Source organism: Streptomyces hygroscopicus subsp. hygroscopicus (assembly GCF_030269125.1).
In the GTDB taxonomy this organism is placed as follows: domain Bacteria; phylum Actinomycetota; class Actinomycetes; order Streptomycetales; family Streptomycetaceae; genus Streptomyces; species Streptomyces hygroscopicus_C.
Genome location: NZ_BSSM01000004.1, coordinates 147,221 through 163,462 on the forward strand (window position 1 = coordinate 147,221; position 16,242 = coordinate 163,462).

Annotated in this window: 13 protein-coding genes and 2 pseudogenes; 7 read left to right on the forward strand and 8 right to left on the reverse strand. The window is 72.5% G+C overall.

The features are described 5' to 3' along the window. Nucleotides 1–20: 20 nt before the first annotated feature. Nucleotides 21–812 carry an IclR family transcriptional regulator gene (locus QSK45_RS11495; RefSeq protein ID WP_285555797.1) on the reverse strand — a complete coding sequence of 264 codons (792 nt, stop codon included), beginning with the start codon at nucleotides 810–812 and terminating at the stop codon, nucleotides 21–23. 203 nt (nucleotides 813–1,015) lie between these two features. On the opposite strand from QSK45_RS11495, the gene QSK45_RS11500 reads away from it, so the two are divergent. Together QSK45_RS11500 and QSK45_RS11505 are read left to right on the forward strand one after the other, a co-directional pair. Beyond that, complete coding sequence (locus QSK45_RS11500; protein WP_285555799.1) at nucleotides 1,016–2,533, forward strand: sodium:solute symporter family protein; 1,518 nt, start codon at nucleotides 1,016–1,018, stop codon at nucleotides 2,531–2,533. Nucleotides 2,534–2,745: 212 nt separating this feature from the next. Further along, a complete protein-coding gene (locus QSK45_RS11505) occupies nucleotides 2,746–3,399 on the forward strand; it encodes a chloramphenicol phosphotransferase CPT family protein (RefSeq protein WP_285555803.1) in 654 nt (217 codons plus the stop codon). 316 nt (nucleotides 3,400–3,715) lie between these two features. Here the strand turns inward: QSK45_RS11505 and QSK45_RS11510 are convergent, their stop codons facing one another. From QSK45_RS11510 to QSK45_RS11520, 3 genes and pseudogenes are all read right to left on the reverse strand, one after another. Then, on the reverse strand, nucleotides 3,716–4,162 hold the full coding sequence (locus tag QSK45_RS11510) for a maleylpyruvate isomerase N-terminal domain-containing protein (protein WP_490993547.1): 447 nt from the start codon (nucleotides 4,160–4,162) through the stop codon (nucleotides 3,716–3,718). Between the two features lie 77 nt (nucleotides 4,163–4,239). Further along, a pseudogene (locus tag QSK45_RS11515) lies at nucleotides 4,240–4,335 on the reverse strand. Nucleotides 4,336–4,368: 33 nt separating this feature from the next. After that, the gene (locus tag QSK45_RS11520) at nucleotides 4,369–4,944 is read right to left on the reverse strand and encodes a nuclear transport factor 2 family protein (RefSeq protein WP_285555805.1); all 576 of its coding nucleotides are present in this window, start codon (nucleotides 4,942–4,944) and stop codon (nucleotides 4,369–4,371) included. A 203-nt stretch (nucleotides 4,945–5,147) separates the two neighbouring features. Here QSK45_RS11520 and QSK45_RS11525 point away from each other — a divergent pair, with 203 nt between their 5' ends. Both QSK45_RS11525 and QSK45_RS11530 read left to right on the forward strand, forming a co-directional pair. After that, entirely contained in the window at nucleotides 5,148–6,050 is a 903-nt protein-coding gene (locus QSK45_RS11525; protein WP_285555807.1) for a fructosamine kinase family protein, read from the forward strand. 331 nt (nucleotides 6,051–6,381) lie between these two features. Continuing rightward, nucleotides 6,382–7,090, forward strand: a pseudogene (locus QSK45_RS11530) (SDR family NAD(P)-dependent oxidoreductase). A 103-nt stretch (nucleotides 7,091–7,193) separates the two neighbouring features. Here the strand turns inward: QSK45_RS11530 and QSK45_RS11535 are convergent. The 4 genes from QSK45_RS11535 to QSK45_RS11550 are packed head-to-tail and all read right to left on the reverse strand — an operon-like array spanning nucleotide 7,194 to nucleotide 11,047. Further along, a complete protein-coding gene (locus QSK45_RS11535; protein ID WP_285555809.1) occupies nucleotides 7,194–8,603 on the reverse strand; it encodes an NAD(P)/FAD-dependent oxidoreductase in 1,410 nt (469 codons plus the stop codon). Further along, nucleotides 8,600–9,787, reverse strand: a complete 1,188-nt coding sequence (locus tag QSK45_RS11540; RefSeq protein WP_285555811.1) for an MAB_1171c family putative transporter — start codon at nucleotides 9,785–9,787, stop codon at nucleotides 8,600–8,602. Before QSK45_RS11540 ends, QSK45_RS11535 begins: the two co-directional genes overlap by 4 nt. Before the next feature lie 52 nt (nucleotides 9,788–9,839). Continuing rightward, nucleotides 9,840–10,436, reverse strand: a complete 597-nt coding sequence (locus tag QSK45_RS11545) for a toxin-antitoxin system, toxin component (RefSeq protein WP_285555812.1) — start codon at nucleotides 10,434–10,436, stop codon at nucleotides 9,840–9,842. After that, nucleotides 10,433–11,047: a hypothetical protein gene (locus QSK45_RS11550; protein WP_285555814.1), complete on the reverse strand. Its 615-nt coding sequence runs from the start codon at nucleotides 11,045–11,047 to the stop codon at nucleotides 10,433–10,435. Before QSK45_RS11550 ends, QSK45_RS11545 begins: the two co-directional genes overlap by 4 nt. Nucleotides 11,048–11,340: 293 nt before the next feature. Here QSK45_RS11550 and QSK45_RS11555 point away from each other — a divergent pair, with 293 nt between their 5' ends. Genes QSK45_RS11555 through QSK45_RS11565 form a run of 3 tightly spaced genes read left to right on the forward strand, consistent with a single transcriptional unit; the run spans nucleotide 11,341 to nucleotide 16,234 of the window. Continuing rightward, nucleotides 11,341–12,834 (forward strand): wax ester/triacylglycerol synthase domain-containing protein, encoded by a 1,494-nt coding sequence (locus QSK45_RS11555; RefSeq protein WP_285555816.1) that lies wholly within the window; start codon nucleotides 11,341–11,343, stop codon nucleotides 12,832–12,834. Continuing rightward, nucleotides 12,831–14,789 (forward strand): glycerol-3-phosphate 1-O-acyltransferase, encoded by a 1,959-nt coding sequence (locus QSK45_RS11560; RefSeq protein WP_285555819.1) that lies wholly within the window; start codon nucleotides 12,831–12,833, stop codon nucleotides 14,787–14,789. Before QSK45_RS11555 ends, QSK45_RS11560 begins: the two co-directional genes overlap by 4 nt. Beyond that, on the forward strand, nucleotides 14,786–16,234 hold the full coding sequence (locus tag QSK45_RS11565; RefSeq protein WP_285555821.1) for an HAD-IB family hydrolase: 1,449 nt from the start codon (nucleotides 14,786–14,788) through the stop codon (nucleotides 16,232–16,234). Before QSK45_RS11560 ends, QSK45_RS11565 begins: the two co-directional genes overlap by 4 nt. Nucleotides 16,235–16,242: the final 8 nt, after the last annotated feature.

The following is a 16,242-nucleotide window of genomic DNA, read 5'->3' on the forward strand; positions in this document are numbered from 1 at the left end:
GCCCTTCTCCGGGGCGTACGTCAGCGGATGCCGTCGCGGCGCAGGGTCCCCGCCAGCGCCGCGGCGTGCCGGCTGACGGCCTCCGCGACGCGTTCGATCTCCTGGTCCGTGGCGTGGTCCAGCGGGATCGAGCAACTGATCGCGTCGGTCGCCGGGATGCGGTACGACACCGCCGCCGCGACGCAGCACAGCCCCGGCGTGTTCTGTTCGCTCTCCAGCGCCCAGCCGCGCGTGCGCGTCTGCTCCAGCTCCTCCCGCAGGGCCGGGCGGCGGGTGACCGTGTGCGGTGTGAGCGCTTCCAGGGGCCCCTCGGGCAGCACCGCCTCCACCTCCTGCGCGGTCAGCTCGGCGAGCAGCGCCTTGCCCAGCGCCGTCGCGTGCGCCGGGAGCTGCCGGCCCACGCGGGAGGTCAGCCGGCGGGAGTCCGTGGCCTCACGGGTGGCCAGGTAGATGACGTTCGAGCCGTCCAGCCGGGCGTAGTGGGTGGTGTAGCCGACGTCCGCGCGCAACTGCTCGATCCGGCGCACCGCGTAGGGCAGTGCCGGGTCGCGGTCCAGGTACGCCGTGCCGCACAGCAGGGCGCGCGGACCGATGCCGAAGCCGGCCGCCTCGCCGCCCTCCTCGACCTCGATCCACTTCAGGGCCACCAGGGTGCGCAGCAGCGCGTAGAGGCTCGAACGCGGGTATCCCGTGCGCTCCTGGAGCTGACCGAGGGTGAGCCGCTCGGGGGAGGCCGACAGCACTTCCATGATCTGGACCGTGCGCTCCGCCGACTTCACCGGCCCGCGGCCGCCGTCACCTGTCTCCGTCAACGAAAACCTCCCGAAACATTGACCGCCCCTGTACGCCAGGCTAGCGTGCGCGCTGCAAAGCATGGATGAGAACCGAGTCTACATATGTGGACGCCTTGGTCAAGCTTCCGTCCATGTCGATGGAGGTCCGGCGTCGGTGCCGTCGAGACCCCTGCACCCCTACCGCTCGCTACCGCCGACGGCCGTCGGCACGAGGAGGTCGCATGGCTTGGCCGGACTGGGTGGCCCTCGGTGGCTACTTCGTGGTGATGCTGCTCATAGGCGTCTGGTCGCACAAGCGCGTCAGCGACGTGAGTGACTACTTCACCGGCGGCGGCCGGATGCCCTGGTGGCTGTCCGGCATCTCGCACCACATGTCGGGGTACAGCGCCGCGGTGTTCGTCGCCTACGCGGCCGTCGCCTACAGCTACGGCATCACCGTCTACGTCTGGGCGTTCCTGCCGCTCGCGCTCGCGACCGGCGTCGGCGCCTGGCTTTTCGCGCCGCGCTGGAACCGGCTCCGCCGCCGCTACGACGTCGCCTCACCGCTCGAGTACCTCGCCCGCCGGTACGGCATCGCCACGCAACAGGCGCTGGCCTGGAGCGGCGCGCTGCTCAAGGTCTTCGACGTCGCCGCCAAGTGGGCCTCGGTCGCCATCCTGCTCAACGTGTTCACCGGCGTCTCGCTCGATATCGGCATCCTGATCACCGGCGTCGTCACCCTGGTCTACTGCACCGTCGGCGGCTTGTGGGCGGACGCCCTCACCGACTTCGGCCAGTTCGTCATCCAGGGCGTCGCCGCGCTCTCCATGGTGATCATCACGCTGAACCACGTGGGCGGTCTCTCCGGCCTCGGCTCCGTCTGGCACCGCCTGCCCGCCGACCACACCCACCCGCTGGTCGGCCCGTACACGGCCGGCTTCCTCACGGCGTACGTGGTCGTCAAGCTCTTCGAGTACAACGGCGGCATGTGGAACCTGGCCCAGCGTTACATGGCCACGGACTCGGCGCCCGCCGCCAGGCGCTCGGCCGTCCTGTCCGCGGTCCTCTACCTGATCTGGCCCGCGGTCCTGCTCTTCCCCTCCGTCGTGGGCCCGGTGCTGATGCCGCGCATCGCGGACCCGCAGCAGGTCTACGCGCTGATGGCCGAGAATCTGCTCCCGGCCGGGCTGGTCGGTCTGACCCTGGCGGGCATGTTCTCGCACACCATGGCCATGGCCTCCTCGGACGCCAACGCCATCGCCGCGGTGGTCGTCCGGGACATCATCCCGGCCGTCGCCCGCGGGGGCCGGTCGCCGGGTGCCAGGAGCGGACTGCTCGCCGCGCGCATCTGCACCGTGTCCTTCATCGCGGTGAGCATGGTGGTCGCCATGGAGGCGAGCCACTTCGGCGGTCCGCTCGGCATCATCACCGCCCTGGTCGCCGCGGTGATGGGTCCGATCTCCATCCCGATGCTGCTCGGCCTGCTCCCGGCGTTCCGCCGCTGGGGCTCCCTGGCCGCGCTGATCTCCTGGGCGTGCGGCCTGGCGAGCTTCGTCCTGGTGAAGTACGTCCTGGACAGCACCGACCAGACCTTGACCGTCGCCACCCCGCTGGTGACCTCCCTCGTCCTGTACCTGGTCATCGGCCTGGTGCTGCCGCAGCCGTCCGCGGTGGCGGACGAGATCACCGCCGCGGTGAGCGCGGCCGGGGACGCTCCGGCGCCGGAGGGGCCGGCGCCGCGGATCCCGGCGACGGACTGATCCGGCATCCGGGCCCTCGGCCCCCGTCGTACGGTCCCCGCCCCGGCCGGGGGCCATCCGGGTTCCGGGGCCGCGGCCCGCGTCTCACCGATCCGCCGGCATCCCGACGACCCGTCCTGGACGGCGGCCGGCGGCCGGGGGGGATCCCTGTTCCCGCGGTCGCCCATGGACGATGATGATCAGAATCACCGGCGACAGCGAAGGAGCCCGAGATGCCCGACGCCGGGAGCAGGGACGAGTCCGTACCGGCCGACCACGGTGCGGACCCCGCGTCGTCCCGGACCGGACTGATCATCTTCCTGAACGGGACGTCCAGTTCAGGCAAGTCCAGTATCGCCAGGGAACTGCTGCAGGTCCTTGACGAGCCGTCCTTCCACATGCCGGTGGACGCCTTCCACGCGATGCGGACCCGTCGGGAGGTCAGCCCGGAAGAGCTGCCCGCCGTGCTCCGGCGCACATGGATGGGCTTCCACCGGGCGGTCGCCAGCATGGCCGCGGCCGGCAACGACATCGTGGTCGACCACGTGCTGAGCGAGGAATGGCGTCTGCTGGACTGCCTGGGACTGTTCACCGCGCGGAACGTCGTCCTCGTCGGCGTGCGCTGTTCGCTCGACGAACTCCAGCGACGTGAGAAGGCGCGCGGCGACCGGCCGGTCGGTCTCGCGGCGCGACAGTTCGAACGCGTCCACGCGCACGGCCTGTACGACATCGAGTGCGACACCACCACGGACAGCCCGCTGCACTGCGCCCGCCGGATCAGCGCCTTCCTGTCGCGGCGCCCGACCCCGACGGCCTTCGAACAACTCCGCGCGAGACTGCGCCCGGACCTGCCGGCCGCCGAAGCGGAGGCCGTCGCGCTGTCATGACGGCCCGGTCGGTCTCGCCGGGCGGACCGGAACGCGGCGGACCGGTCCGAGATCTCGCGTCGCTCGGAACCCCGTCGTGCGGGCCCGGAGCCCGCACGGCGCGGCCGCGGTCGCGCCCTGCTTTCCCGGATCCCGGTCGCGCAGCAGGGAGAACCGGCCTCGGCGGCCGCCGAGTCGCAGGGAGTCGATCGGAGACGGCCGTACCGGACGAGGACCGGTTCGCCTGCCGTGCCCCGGATCAAGGCATCGGCCGCGTCCGGGCCCTCGTCGGCAGCGGTGACGGAGGACGGACCGGGCGTGGGGGGAAGGGCGGACCTCACGCCGTTGCCGCGGGCGGGAGGCGCCGGGAACGGCCTTCCATGGCGCGGAATTCGAGGGCGGCCGGCTCGCGCGGCCATGTGGACGTCGTCGCGCAGGAGGTGGACAGGAACTCGTCGACACCGTCGAGCGCGACCTCCTCCGGCAGCGGCAGCGGGGTGCCCAGGGCGTTCTGGGCGCCGCAGGTGTGCACCGCGGCCTCCTGCACCTGGTGCCGCGCGACGGCCCAGGAGGTCTGCGGCGACTGCGAGTCACCCCACCACCTCCAGCGGGCGCGGTCCAGGCCGGCCTCGCGCAGCGCGTCCGGGAACCGCCGCGTCGACTCGGCCGACCAGGCCGGCAGGGCGTCGCGCTCCCGAGGCGCGGCCTCGGCGCCCTCCGCCGCCCTGGCCGGGGCGGTGGCGTCCGGGCCCGCGGTGACGGTGGAGGCCCAGCGGCGGCGCACCGCGCCCAGGTGCCCGAGCCGTCGCCCCGCTGGTGGAGTGGCGAACAGCGTGGCCGCACCCCTGCCGGTGGCTGTCGCGGAGAGGGCAGGATTCGAACCTGCGTGGGCCCCGAAGGACCCGGCCATGAGGCGTGGCTGCGTGGCCCCCGATGAACCGCTCCGGGCACCTCTCCTCGCTCCCGGCCCCGGGCGGTGCCCCGAGCCGTTCACGTGGAAGAGCGTGACACGGGTCCCTGACGGGTGACTGACGCGTCGTTGACGGAGTCGCGGTCCGCACTCCCGTGGGCGGCCCCGGCCCAGTCCTCGTCCGTACGGGCCGGAGCGAAGTCGCCCGGGAGCCGCGGGGGAGTGCCCCAGGTCCACGCCACCCGGAGCGCGGAGGCGGAGATCCGCCAGCCGGCAGCCGTCCTGACCAGTTCGGTCTCGGTGTGACCGGCGGAGACGAAGACGCCGCCCGAGCCGTCCGCCAGGACGTGGGTGCTCAACTGGGCGCCGCGGGCGGTGGCCCGGCCGCCGTCGACGTCGACGACGGTGTTGGTGCCCAGATGCACGGTCCGGTCGGACAGAGCCATGGCCCGCCGGACATGAGCCGTCAGGGCGTCGCGGCCGTGGACGGTGCCGATGGGCATCTCCGCCGTGACGTCCTCGTTGTGGAAGGCGCGCGCCCACTCCTCGTCGATGACCCCCTCGTCCAGGGAGCGCAGGCAGCGGTCCAGCAGGTCGGTGATCTCGGCGCGGTCCATCAGGGTCCGCACCTGTCGCCGCGTCTCTTCGGTGTCCATGCCGGAAGACTCCTTCCTCAAGCGTGCTTGAGGTCAAGGTGTCTTCGCCTGGGCGCGATCACTGCCCGCAGACCGGTGTCTCGGGCATACTGACGCCCGTTGCCGCCGTGGTCCGTGTGCGGGGCGGGGCGCCCGTGAGTGAGCCGCCGCCGTGGGCTCGGCCCTGATCGCCGCGGCGCGGGACCCGCAGAGAGGAGCACCACGTGACGGACGCGACGTCCTTCCTGCGCGAACGCCTGCACGCGGCGGGTCTGACCGACGTCGTCGCGGTCGAGCCGGCCACGGGAGGCCTCGCCGCGACCGCGGGTCTCGCGCGACGTGGCGACGGGGCGTCGGTGTTCGTCAAGGCGTTCGGGGAGCCGCCGTCGGACGACGCGTTCGCCGCGGAGGCCGAAGGGCTCACCGTGCTGCGCGAGGCGGGCGGCATCGCCATCCCTGAGGTCATCCGCGCCGACCGCGACCTGCTCGTGCTGTCCGTGCTGCGGCCCCGGCCGGGCACCGAGGCCTTCTGGGAACAACTCGCGCACGGGCTCGCCCACGTGCACACCGCCACGCGGCACCCCCGATTCGGCTGGCACCGGGACAACTGGCTGGGCCGCCGTCGGCAGGTCAACACCTGGGACGACGACGGGTTCACGTTCTTCGCCCAGCACCGTCTGCTGCGCTGGCTCGGCGAGCCTCGCGTCCAGGAGGCGCTCGACGCCGCGGACCGGGCGGCGCTGGAACGACTGTGCGACCGACTGCCCGAACTGCTCCCGGTCAGGCCCGCGTGCCTGACGCACGGCGACCTGTGGACGCAGAACGTCCTGGCCACCCCCGACGGGCGGCCCGCGCTGATCGACCCGGCCGTGTCGTACACGTGGGCCGAGGTCGACCTGGCCCACCTGTGGACGACGGCGCCGCCGCCCGAGGCGCGCGTGTTCTTCGAGCTGTACCCCGAGCTGACCGGACTCGACCGCGACTGGCGCGACCGCATGCCGATTCTCCAGCTGCGTCAACACCTGGCCGTCATCGCGCAGTTCGAGCCCGACTGGGGCGCCGCCGACCTCGTACGCGCCACGCTCGCCCCATTCCGGAAGCGGCCGTCCGCTCAACCCGGCGCCTGAGCCGCGGCCGAGGCAGCGGCTCGTACGCGCCACGCTCGCCCCATTCCGGAAGCGGCCGTCCGCTCAACCCGGCGCCTGAGCCGCGGCCGAGGCAGCGGCGCGCGGCTTGCCGGGTCCGTCGCATGCTCGCCACGAAGCCGGCCGACGAGCCGCGTTCCGCGCCGGTCGTGGCGTAGCGGCCGTTCCACCCTCGGCCGTTCTGCGGCGGCGTGTCGGACACCTGTCCGCGATGAGCGTGATCTGTCGGCGGTATGTCGGTGGCGGTTGCGACCTTGAGCGGGTCGGTGCTCCCCAGGAGCGCGCCGCCCCGGAGCGCAAGGAGCCCGTCATCGTGTCTTCCGCGTCCCAGAGCCGACCGTGGGACGTTCACCGGCCGCGGTCTGCCGAGGGAAGGATCTTCCTGGTCACCGGGGGCAACGCCGGGATCGGTTGGTTCGCCGCGGAGCAACTCGCCGCCACCGGCGCCGTTGCCGTGCTCGGCAGCCGGAAGCGCGCGGGGGCCGACGCCGCCATGGCCTCGATCCGCTCGCGCGTCCCGGCGCGCGTGCGCCACCTTCGACTGGACCTCGCCGACCTGTCGTCCCTGAAGACCACCGTGGACACACTGGACCTCGAACGCCTCGACGCGGTCGTCCACGACGCCGGGGTCGTGCTCGACGAGCCGCCGCGTCGAGAGACCGAGGACGGCCACGAGCTGATGTTCGCCACCAACCATCTCGGCCACTTCGCGCTGACCCAGTGGCCGTCCCCCCTGCTGTCCGCGGCGCCGGCGGCCCGCAGGGCGAGGACGCCGGAGCATGGCCCGTCGTCCGTGCCGTCCTTGACCCGGAGGCGCGGGGAGGGCAGCTGTGGGGGCCGGGGGTCTTCGGCCTGCGTGGCCTTCCGCGGCGTGAGCCCGTCCCCTCTCATATGACCGACCCGCCGTCGCCGCTCACCTGTGGGCCGTCAGCGGTGAGCCGGTCGGCACCGGTCCGCGCCTCGGCTTTCGGCAGGCGCGGCGGCGGTGTCCGGCGAGGTGGCACTCGGGCGCCTTGTCGTAGCGGCTCGCGATGGCCCCGCCGGTCCTCGGCTCGACCCGCGGCCGGGGCGAACGACACCTGGTGGCCGGTGGGTTGCCCGCGCCTCACACGCCCGGTGTCCTGCCTACGACCCCTCGCGCAGTCCCTTGAGAAGGCCGAGTTCCGCCGGTGTGAACTGCGGCCCCTCCAACTGCGGCCGAAGCGGCCCCACCAGAGCGGAAAGCAGCACGCTCGGCCGCACCAGGGAGGCGGGCGGAGCCTGAAGCGTCAGCACGTCGGTCAGTGCCGTGGCCGTACGGAAGGAACCGGTCGCCGTGAGGGAGAGACGGCTGACGTAGCGCTGGAGGAGCCGGTCGGTGAGGCGCGGGGTCCTACCGGTGGTGGTGGAGAAGTGGATGTCCTGCCCGACGGTCAGCGCCCACGCCGCGTCCACCGGTCGGGCGATCGCCCGCTGGGCGCGCCGGGACAGTCCCGGACCCAGTCCGCCGCGGGCCAGATCGCGCAGGGCCAGGGCGCCTTGCGCTGTCACCGACAGGCCCTGCCCGTACATCGGGTTGAAGGCGGCGACGGAGTCGCCCAGCGCCACCAGACCCTCGGGCCACGCCTTGAGCCGCTCGTAGTAGTGGCGGCGGTTGGCCGTGGTGTGCGTGATGCTGACGTCGGTGAGCGGCTCGGCGAGTTCGAGGAGGTCGGCGATGACGGGGTGCCGCAGGCCGCGCGCGAAGGGCTCGAAGGCGTCGGCGTCCCGGGTGGGCTGCCCGCCGGGCGCCCCCATCAAGCTGACGTGCCAGCGGCCGCCCTCGATCGGCAGGATGCCCCCGGCACGGGCGGGCCGGGGCAGGCGCGGATCGGCGTTCACACTGACGACGGGCCAGCCGCGCGTGGGGACAGGGGCGCGGTACACGCGGCTGGCGTAGACCAGGCCGGAGTCGACGCGGTCCTCGGCGAGGCCGCGGACACCCAGCTCGGCGAGCCATCGGGGCAGACGGGAGGAACGGCCGGAGGCGTCGATCACCAGGTCGGCACGCAGTTCCGTCTCGCCGCGGCCCGAGGTGTGGACGCGCACTCCGGTGACCCGGCGCCTGTCGCCGAGCAGTCCGACCACCTTGGCCCGCGTAAGTGTGCTGACATGGGGTTCTTCGAGTACCCGTTCCCGGACGACGTGGTCGGTCAGGTCCCGGCTCGCGGTCATGAGGCGGTGGGTGGCGCGCTGCCAGCGCCGGTACCAGCCCTCGGGCGAGTAGATGACCATATTGGTCGTCACCGGTATCCGGTGCGCCCCCGCGGCCGCCAACTGGTCGGTCACACCGGGCAGGAGCTCCTCCAGCCCGTCCACGCCGGCGGACTGGAGGAGGTGAATGTGCACGGCCTGGGGTACACCGACGCGCGGGCCGGGCCCTTCGGGGAGGTCGTGGGACTCGATGATCTCCACCGATCCGACCTGGTCCTTGACGGCGGCCGCGGCGAGCATGCCGGCCATACTGCCCCCGATGACGACGGCGCGGGCGGAACTCTGCCGGGTTGCTTCAGTCATGGTCGGCTGCTTTCTGCGGGGAATCGGTGGTGTTCACGGAGGGTTCGGACGACGGGGGAGGCAAGAGCGAGGGACACCGGGACCAGATCCCCGGAGCGCCACGCCGATGAGGCGGCGCCGCCCGGCATCCGGTCGGGGTGGGCGTGCTGCCGGTCCAGGGCGACGACGATCATGGCCGCGTCGGCGCTCGCCGCCGCCGAGTCCTCGTCCGGGCAGTGGCTCAGCGCCGTCCGGTAGGCCGCGTCCCGGACGGCCGGGTCGCAGTAGGGAGCCAGCGCGAGGATGGCGTCGTACAGCGCCGTTTTCCGGCTCATCAGGAGCATCGCCCAGGGAGTGCGCCACCAGGGCAGCGCGGAGCGGACCGCCCCGGGAGTGGGGACGTCGCGCAACAGCCGCCACAGCGGGCTGAGCTGGCGCAGCTGCCGGACGACCTGGACGGTCCGCGCGGTTCGGGGCCCCAGCAAGGGCAGCGCGTATCCGACGGCACCGACCACCGCGGACAGCGCGGCGAACCGCGGGGAGACCTGGGCGATGAGGAGGTCCAGGTCGTGTCCGGCCCAACGGGCGCCGACCGCGACGAGGCGCGTGACGTCGTAGCCCACATGGAGCAGGTAGGCGGCGACGAGCAGCTGCAAGCCCGTCCGGAGCGAACCGTGGACCTCTCTGGACCAGCGCCGGCACATGGTGACGTTGGCGACGGCCGCCACGCCGTGGGCCAGGAGATAGGTGACGATCATTTCCCGGATGAAGGGCGTGCCGGCGTAGTACGAGTCGAAGAGCGTGACCTGCTCCACCGGAGCGTTCCCGGCCCAGAAGAGGAGCACGACGGCCAGGACGGCCAGGCTGTACGCCGCCACGCACCAGCGCGCGGCGCGCCGGGTCTGCTCCGGCGGTGCCGGGCGCCAGTGGATGATCAGCAGCAGGCTGGCACCGGAGTACGCGGTCAGCGCCGCGTAGACGACCGGCGCCGCGCAGTTCGTGATGCCGGTGGCCCGGTTGAGTGCGACCACGGACTGCGGGGCGGCGAGCAGCATGATGCACCCGCCCGCGAACAGCTGCGTGAAAGCCGACCACAGCAGCGGGTCGCGCCGTCGGCGGGCGAGCGGCGGAAGCTTCAGGGCGCAGACCAGGAACAGCGCGGCGCCGCCGACGTAGTAGACGAGATTGCCGGGTCCTGGTGCCACTGTGCCGTTCTCTCCTGGTCGCGCGCCGCGCGGCGGGTCCGCGTCGTACGGATCAGATCTGACGGAAACGATGAGCCATGGAGGCCCCGATCCGCGCGCTGACATGGTGGGGGTCGACGGGGGAGTCCTTCAGCCGCAGGGCGGCCTGCAGATCGGTGGCGAGCCGCAGGCCGAAGTGCTCGGCCTCGATCTCCTCGTCCATTCCCTGTCCGTCCGAGCGTGCGGCGTAGTGGAGCGCCGCGTCCGTGCCGTCGAGCGGCGCGTCCGCCTCGTCGGCAGTGGACACGACGGACACGAACTCGGCGAGGCCGGCCGCCGCTTCGCCGCCGGACGTGCGGGCGGCGGGTTGCCGCGAGCCGCCGCGGTGCCCCTGGAACATGTGCCATGCCTCGTGACCGATGATCACCAACTGGTGCTCGGGGTCGGTGTGCTGCTCGTAGACGATCAGGTCGTGGCTCGCGCGGTCCACCCACAGCCCGCTGGCGGTCACCGGCGGGAAGGCCGCCTCGCGCAGCCGCACCGGCCGGCCGCGAACCTGGCTCAGGGCCCGGCCGAGGAGCGGGATCAGCTCCTCGTCTCCCGCCGGCGCCGGCAGACCTCCGACGAGGCGGGCGCTGAGCCGCCGCATCGCCCTGGCTCCCGCGCTCACCGGTCTTCCTCTTGATCGTCGAGTTCCAGCAGGGCCTTCAGGGTCGCGTTGAGCACGTTCCAACGCTCCTCCGGCAGGTCTCGCGCCTGCCGGAGCGCGAGGCCGCGCACATCGTCGTGGCATGAGGAGGCCGCCACCACGGCCGCCCGTCCCCCGGCCGCCGACCGCGTGGCGAACATGGACAGCAGCTCTCGATGGAGTGCTTCCGAGGACGGCGCGGTGAAGAACGCCTCACCCCCCTCGACCCCGAAGAAGTCGACCAGGCCGTGCAGCAGTTCCACACTGGGTACCTTGTCGCCCGCGCAGACCTGGCGGGCCCAGAACGCGGAGACCCCCAATTGCCGCGAGACATCGCCGGCGAGGTCCGACATGCGCCGGCCCGTACGCGCCAGCCGCTCGTCCGCGAGCGCCTTGACGCGTGACCGAACCCGCTCGTTGACCGTCTCCACCGGCGGCTGCCCACCGCGCAGCAGCGTGCGTACGACGCTCTCGGGCAAGGCGGTCCTGACGGCCAGCCGCCTCGGGCTGAGGAACTCCGAGCGATCGAGGCCCTCCTGCCGGATCAGCGCGTCAAGACGCCGAAGGGTCTCGGGCAGCGGCGTCGACTCCACCGATGTGCTCCAAGCGGTCGCGGGACTGCGGCAATGCACATGGCACCCTACGCGTAACCGACGTCACCTCCGTGATCTTTTATTGGCCAAAGAGCGAGCGCCGACGACGACCCGTTCGGTGGCCTTGCTTTTGTGGTGCGCCGCCCGCTCACTTAGCCTTTTCCCATGCGCACACCGCGGATGACGGTGGAGCCTGCGCACGCCTTCCGGCGCGTGGCCTCGTACGTCGGCCCCTCGGCCCTCGCACGCGGGCCGGCGCACGGCGGGCGCGACCGAGGACGAGGTCGGCTGACATGGGCGCGATGAATGGACCGCCGGCCGCGGTCGGGACGGGCGGACTGGCGGACTGGGGCGTCCGGCGCACCATGACCGACTTCGAAGCGGCGATGTGGCGCATGGAGGCCGATCCTCGGCTGCGGACCCCGATGGCCGCGGTGGAGGTCCTCGACCGCACGCCCGACTGGGACCGTTTCCTCGCCGCGCACGAGTGGGCCACCCGGGCCCTCCCACGAGCCCGGATGCGCGCCGTCGACACGCCGCTGCACCTGGGCAACCCGGTCTGGGCGGTGGACCCGAACTTCGATCTGGACTTCCACGTGCGACGGCAGCGCCTGCCCGCGCCCGCCACGTTCGAGCAGGCATTGCGGGTGTGCCAGAACGTGATGAGCGAGCCCTTCGACCGGGCTCGCCCGCCGTGGCAGGCACTCCTGATCGAGGGGCCGGCCGGCGGGGCGGCGGTCTACATGCTGAAGGCGCACCACAGCCTCACCGACGGGTTGGGCGGCATTCAGATGCTCGCCCTGCTGCACAGCCGAAAGCGCGGGCACTCCGCGCCCGAGTGGGACTGTGAGGCTCCGGCGGCCGAGGACATCGGAGCGTGGGGTGCGCTGAGCGAACAGGTGGGCCGCGGCCTGCGCGACGCACCCGCGCGGCTGGCGGCCAGGACGCTGCGTGCGCCCGCGGCACTGGCCGCCGCCCTCACCGCACTTCCGGCCGGCGCGGCGGCGGCGGTGCGGTACGTCCGTTCGCTGAACGGCCTCCTGGTCCCACCGGCGTGCCCGCCCTCGCCCCTGCTGCGCGGCCGGAGCCTCTCCCACCGGTTCTCGGTCCTGGAAACCACGGTGGACGCCCTCAAACACGCGGGCAAGGCGGCGGGTGGCTCACTGAACGACGCCTACATCGCGGCGCTCCTCGGCGGCTTCCGCCGCTACCACGAGGCACTGAGCCGCCCCGTCGCGCGGATACCGATGGCCATGCCGGTGAGTCTGCGGGCCGGGGACAACCCGATGGGCGGAAACCGCTTCGCGGGCGCGCGCTTCGCGGCCCCGGTCGGCATCGAGGACCCGGCCGAGCGGATCGCGGCGATCCACGACATCGTCCTGTCGGTGCGCCACGAGCCCGCCCTGGACGCCCTCCAGGTCTTCGCACCCGTGTTCAGCCGGATCCCGACGCCTTTCCTCACCGACTGGTACGCCGGCCAGTCCACCCGTCTCGACCTTCAGGCCAGCAACATCCGGGGCCTGGCCGTGCCGGTCTACATCGCCGGAGCCCGTGTCGAACGCATGTTTCCCTTCGGCCCGCTGCCGGGCTGTGCGGTCATGGCGGTGCTGGCGTCGCACTGCGGCGTGTGCTGCATCGGCATCAACGCGGACCCTGCCGCGGTCACCGAGCCCGACCTGTTCCTGCACTGCATGCGTGCGGGCCTGGACGAGGTGCTGGCCGTCGGCGGTGAGACCGGGCCTCGCGGCCTCACCGCTTGGCGCACGGCATGGGAAGGGCCGTCGTGATCGTCGACTTGGGGAAGCTGCGAGGCCGTCTGGCCCGGCGCGGGGCCGGGCCGCTGCCAGGGCTTCGGCGACTCCGCGGCGCACCGGCACGGGACCGCGCCGAAGGCCGGGCACAGGGCGGGCCGGGCCAGATCCCGTTCCTGGTGTGCGAGGACATCATCAGAAGTGCCCGGTACCGGTCCGGCGTCCGGGAACTCGCGGACCGGTTGCAGCGCCCGCCCGGCGAAGTGGACCGGCGCGCCCGCGCGTACCTGCGGGAGATGGTGGCCGGCCAGAACAGGCTTGTCCTCGACCTCTGGGAACGCTTCGGCGCCTACGTCGCCCGCGCCTACCGCACCGACCTCGCCCGTGCGCGCCTGGACGAGGTGCGCCGGCTCGGCCGGGGTCACACCCTGGTGTTCCTCCCCAGCCACCGCTCCTACCTCGATCCGCTGGTGCTGCGCCCGGCGCTGCTGCGGCACGGGTTCCCACCGAACCACGTTCTCTCCGGGATCAACCTCTCCTTCTGGCCGCTGGGCCCGCTGATGCGTCGCAGCGGATACGTGTTCATCCGCCGCAGCCTCGCGGGGGACGAGGTCTACAAATGGGTGCTGCGGCAGTATCTGGGTTACTTGTTGCGCGGCAGAGCCGATCTCGAGTGGTACGTCGAGGGCGGACGCACCCGCACCGGCAAGCTCCGTCCGCCCCGCTACGGCCTGCTGACCTATCTGGCCGAGGCGTTCCACGACAGCGGCGTGGACGACGCGTACATCGTTCCCGTCTCGATCGTCTACGACCGGTTGTACGAGGTCGGCGAGATGGAGGAGGAGGCGCGCGGGTCGGCGAAGAAGCCCGAGAACCTGTCCGTCGCGGTGCGGTACATCAAGGCGCAGGGCGGGCGGCGCGGCCAGGTGCACCTGGCCTTCGGCGAACCGCTGTCGGTCGCGGCGGAGTTGGGCGCCGACTGGGTCACGCTGCCCCCGGCACAGCGGCGCCGCGCGATCCAGAGACTCGGGATCGAGGTGATGCACCGCATCGACTCCGTCACGCCGGTCACCGCCACGGGGCTCGTCACGCTCTGTCTGCTGGGCCTGGGGGGCCGCGCCCTGACCGTCACGGAGATCAGGGCCACGCTCGCCCCGCTGCTCGGCTACGTCCGCGACCGCCACCTGCCGAGCGTGGTCGCACCGCGCCTCCAGGACGCCGGTGGTGTCGAACGCGTGCTGGACGTCCTGATCGCCGACGGCGTGATCACCTGCTACGCCAAGGGAACCGATCCGGTGTACCAGGTCGCCGAGAACCAGGAACTGGTCGCCGCGTTCTACCGGAACAACATCATCCACTTCCTGGTGGACCGGGCCGTGGCCGAGCTGGTGGTCCAGGCGGCGGCGGAGGGGCACCACCCCGACCCGGTCGCCGACGGCTGGCGAGAAGCGCTCCGGCTGCGCGAGTTGCTGGAGTTCGAGTTCTTCTTCGACGACAAACGGACGTTCCGGCACAAGATCCACTCCGAACTCGCCCTCATGGACGAGCGGTGGACCGAGGTCCTGCGGTCGCCGCGGGCGGCCGAAGAACTGCTGGAGCGGATCCGGCCGCACCTGGCCCACCGGGTCCTCGCGTCTTACCTGGAGGCGTACCTCCTCGTGGCCGACCGGCTCGCCGCCCACCCCTCGCACGAGCCTGTCCAGGAGAGGCCGTTCCTCACCGACTGCCTCGACACGGGGCGTCAACTGCTGATGCAACAGCGCATCACCACCAACGAATCCCTCTCCCTGGAACTCTTCACCACCGGTCTGCGACTCGCCCGCCACCGGGGCCTGCTGGACCCGGGCGGCGAGCAGGTCGTCGACCGGCGCATCGCGTTCGCACGCGAGCTGGAGACGCTCGTCGGACGGTTGCGCCGCTCCCGGGCACTGGCGCTGCGGGACATCGGCACGGCGGCCTCGCCGCCGTCGGCGGGCAGCGGGCAGCCGTGACGGACCTGGCCGCGATCCTCGACTCCGTCGCCGACGCGCCGGCGGGGCCGTCCACCGCCGCGTTCTTCGACCTCGACGGAACGGTCGTCGAGGGCTACACGGTGCGCAGCCTCTACCGCGACCGGCTGCGCCATGCCGACGTCAGCCCGAGCCGGTCCGGCCGACTGGCACTCGCCGCACTGGACGTGCGGTTCCGGCAGGCCCCCTTCGACAAGGTCGTCGACATCGCCTTCGAGGCACTGGCGGGACGTACCGAGGACGAACTCGCCGCATTCGGCGAGCGGTTGTTCCGGCAGGACATCGCCGGCCGGATCTACCCGCAGGCGCGCCAACTCGTCCACGCGCACCGCAGGGCCGGGCACCGTGTCGTCATGGCGACGTCCGCCACACCGTTCCAGGCGGATCCCGTCGCCGCCGACATGGGCTTCGACGCCGTACTGTGCACGCGCCCCGAGGTGCGCTCCGGGACGCTCACCGGCAACGTGGACGGAGACGTCCTGTGGGGCCCCGACAAGGCCCGGTCGATCACGGCCTACGCCCAGCGGGAAGGCGTTCGCCTCGCCGACAGCTTCGCCTACGGCAACGCAGCCGAGGACGCGCCGATGCTCGCCGCGGTCGGCCACCCGCGGCCGCTGAACCCCGAGCCGGAACTGGTCGACATCGCCCACCTGCGAGGCTGGCCGGTGGTCCGGCTCGAACCGCCCCGCCGCGGTGTCTCCCTCTCGTCGGCCCTGCGCACCGGCGCGGCACTCACCGCCCTGGGCGCGTCCGCGATGCTCGGCATCGGCGTCGGCCTGCTCACCCGCGACCGGCAGGCCGGCGCCAACGTGGGTACCGGAACAGGGTGCGGCCTCGCGCTGACCTTCGGGGGCGTGACCCTCCGCGTCGTCGGTGAGCACAACCTGTGGGTGCGGCGCCCGGCCGTCTTCATGTTCAACCACCAGAGCAGCCTGGACATGCTGGTGCTGGGCGACCTCCTGCGCCGCGACGTCACCGGCGTGGCCAAGAAGGAGCTGGCCCACGATCCCCTGTTCGCCCCCATCGGCCGGCTGGTGGACATCGTCTACGTCGACCGGGCCCACCCGCACGAGGCGAAGGAGTCCCTCCGGGCGGCGGTCGGCAAGCTGCACGACGGCATCTCCGTCGCCATCGCGCCGGAGGGCACCCGCTCACCCACTCCGACCCTCGGTCCCTTCAAGAAGGGCGGGTTCCACATCGCCGTCGAAGCGGGCGTGCCGATCGTCCCGATCGTGATCCGCAACACCGGCGCACTCATGTGGCGCGACTCGCTCTGGCTGCATCCGGGCACCGTGGACGTCGCCGTACTGGAGCCCGTCCCGACATCGGACTGGGACCCGGACACGTTCGACGACCACGTCGCGTACGTCCGCCGACGCTTCCTCGACACCTTGGCCGACTGGCCGGGGGAGACGGAAGCGAAGTGACGGCCCAC

What these genes read in the sequence shown, in the direction of transcription:
- QSK45_RS11500 (WP_285555799.1), top strand. Translation starts at nt 1,016, where the DNA reads ATGGCTTGGCCGGACTGGGTGGCCCTCGGTGGCTACTTCGTGGTGATG.
- QSK45_RS11505 (WP_285555803.1), top strand. Translation starts at nt 2,746, where the DNA reads ATGCCCGACGCCGGGAGCAGGGACGAGTCCGTACCGGCCGACCACGGT.
- QSK45_RS11520 (WP_285555805.1), bottom strand. Translation starts at nt 4,944, where the DNA reads ATGGACACCGAAGAGACGCGGCGACAGGTGCGGACCCTGATGGACCGC.
- QSK45_RS11535 (WP_285555809.1), bottom strand. Translation starts at nt 8,603, where the DNA reads ATGACTGAAGCAACCCGGCAGAGTTCCGCCCGCGCCGTCGTCATCGGG.
- QSK45_RS11555 (WP_285555816.1), top strand. Translation starts at nt 11,341, where the DNA reads ATGGGCGCGATGAATGGACCGCCGGCCGCGGTCGGGACGGGCGGACTG.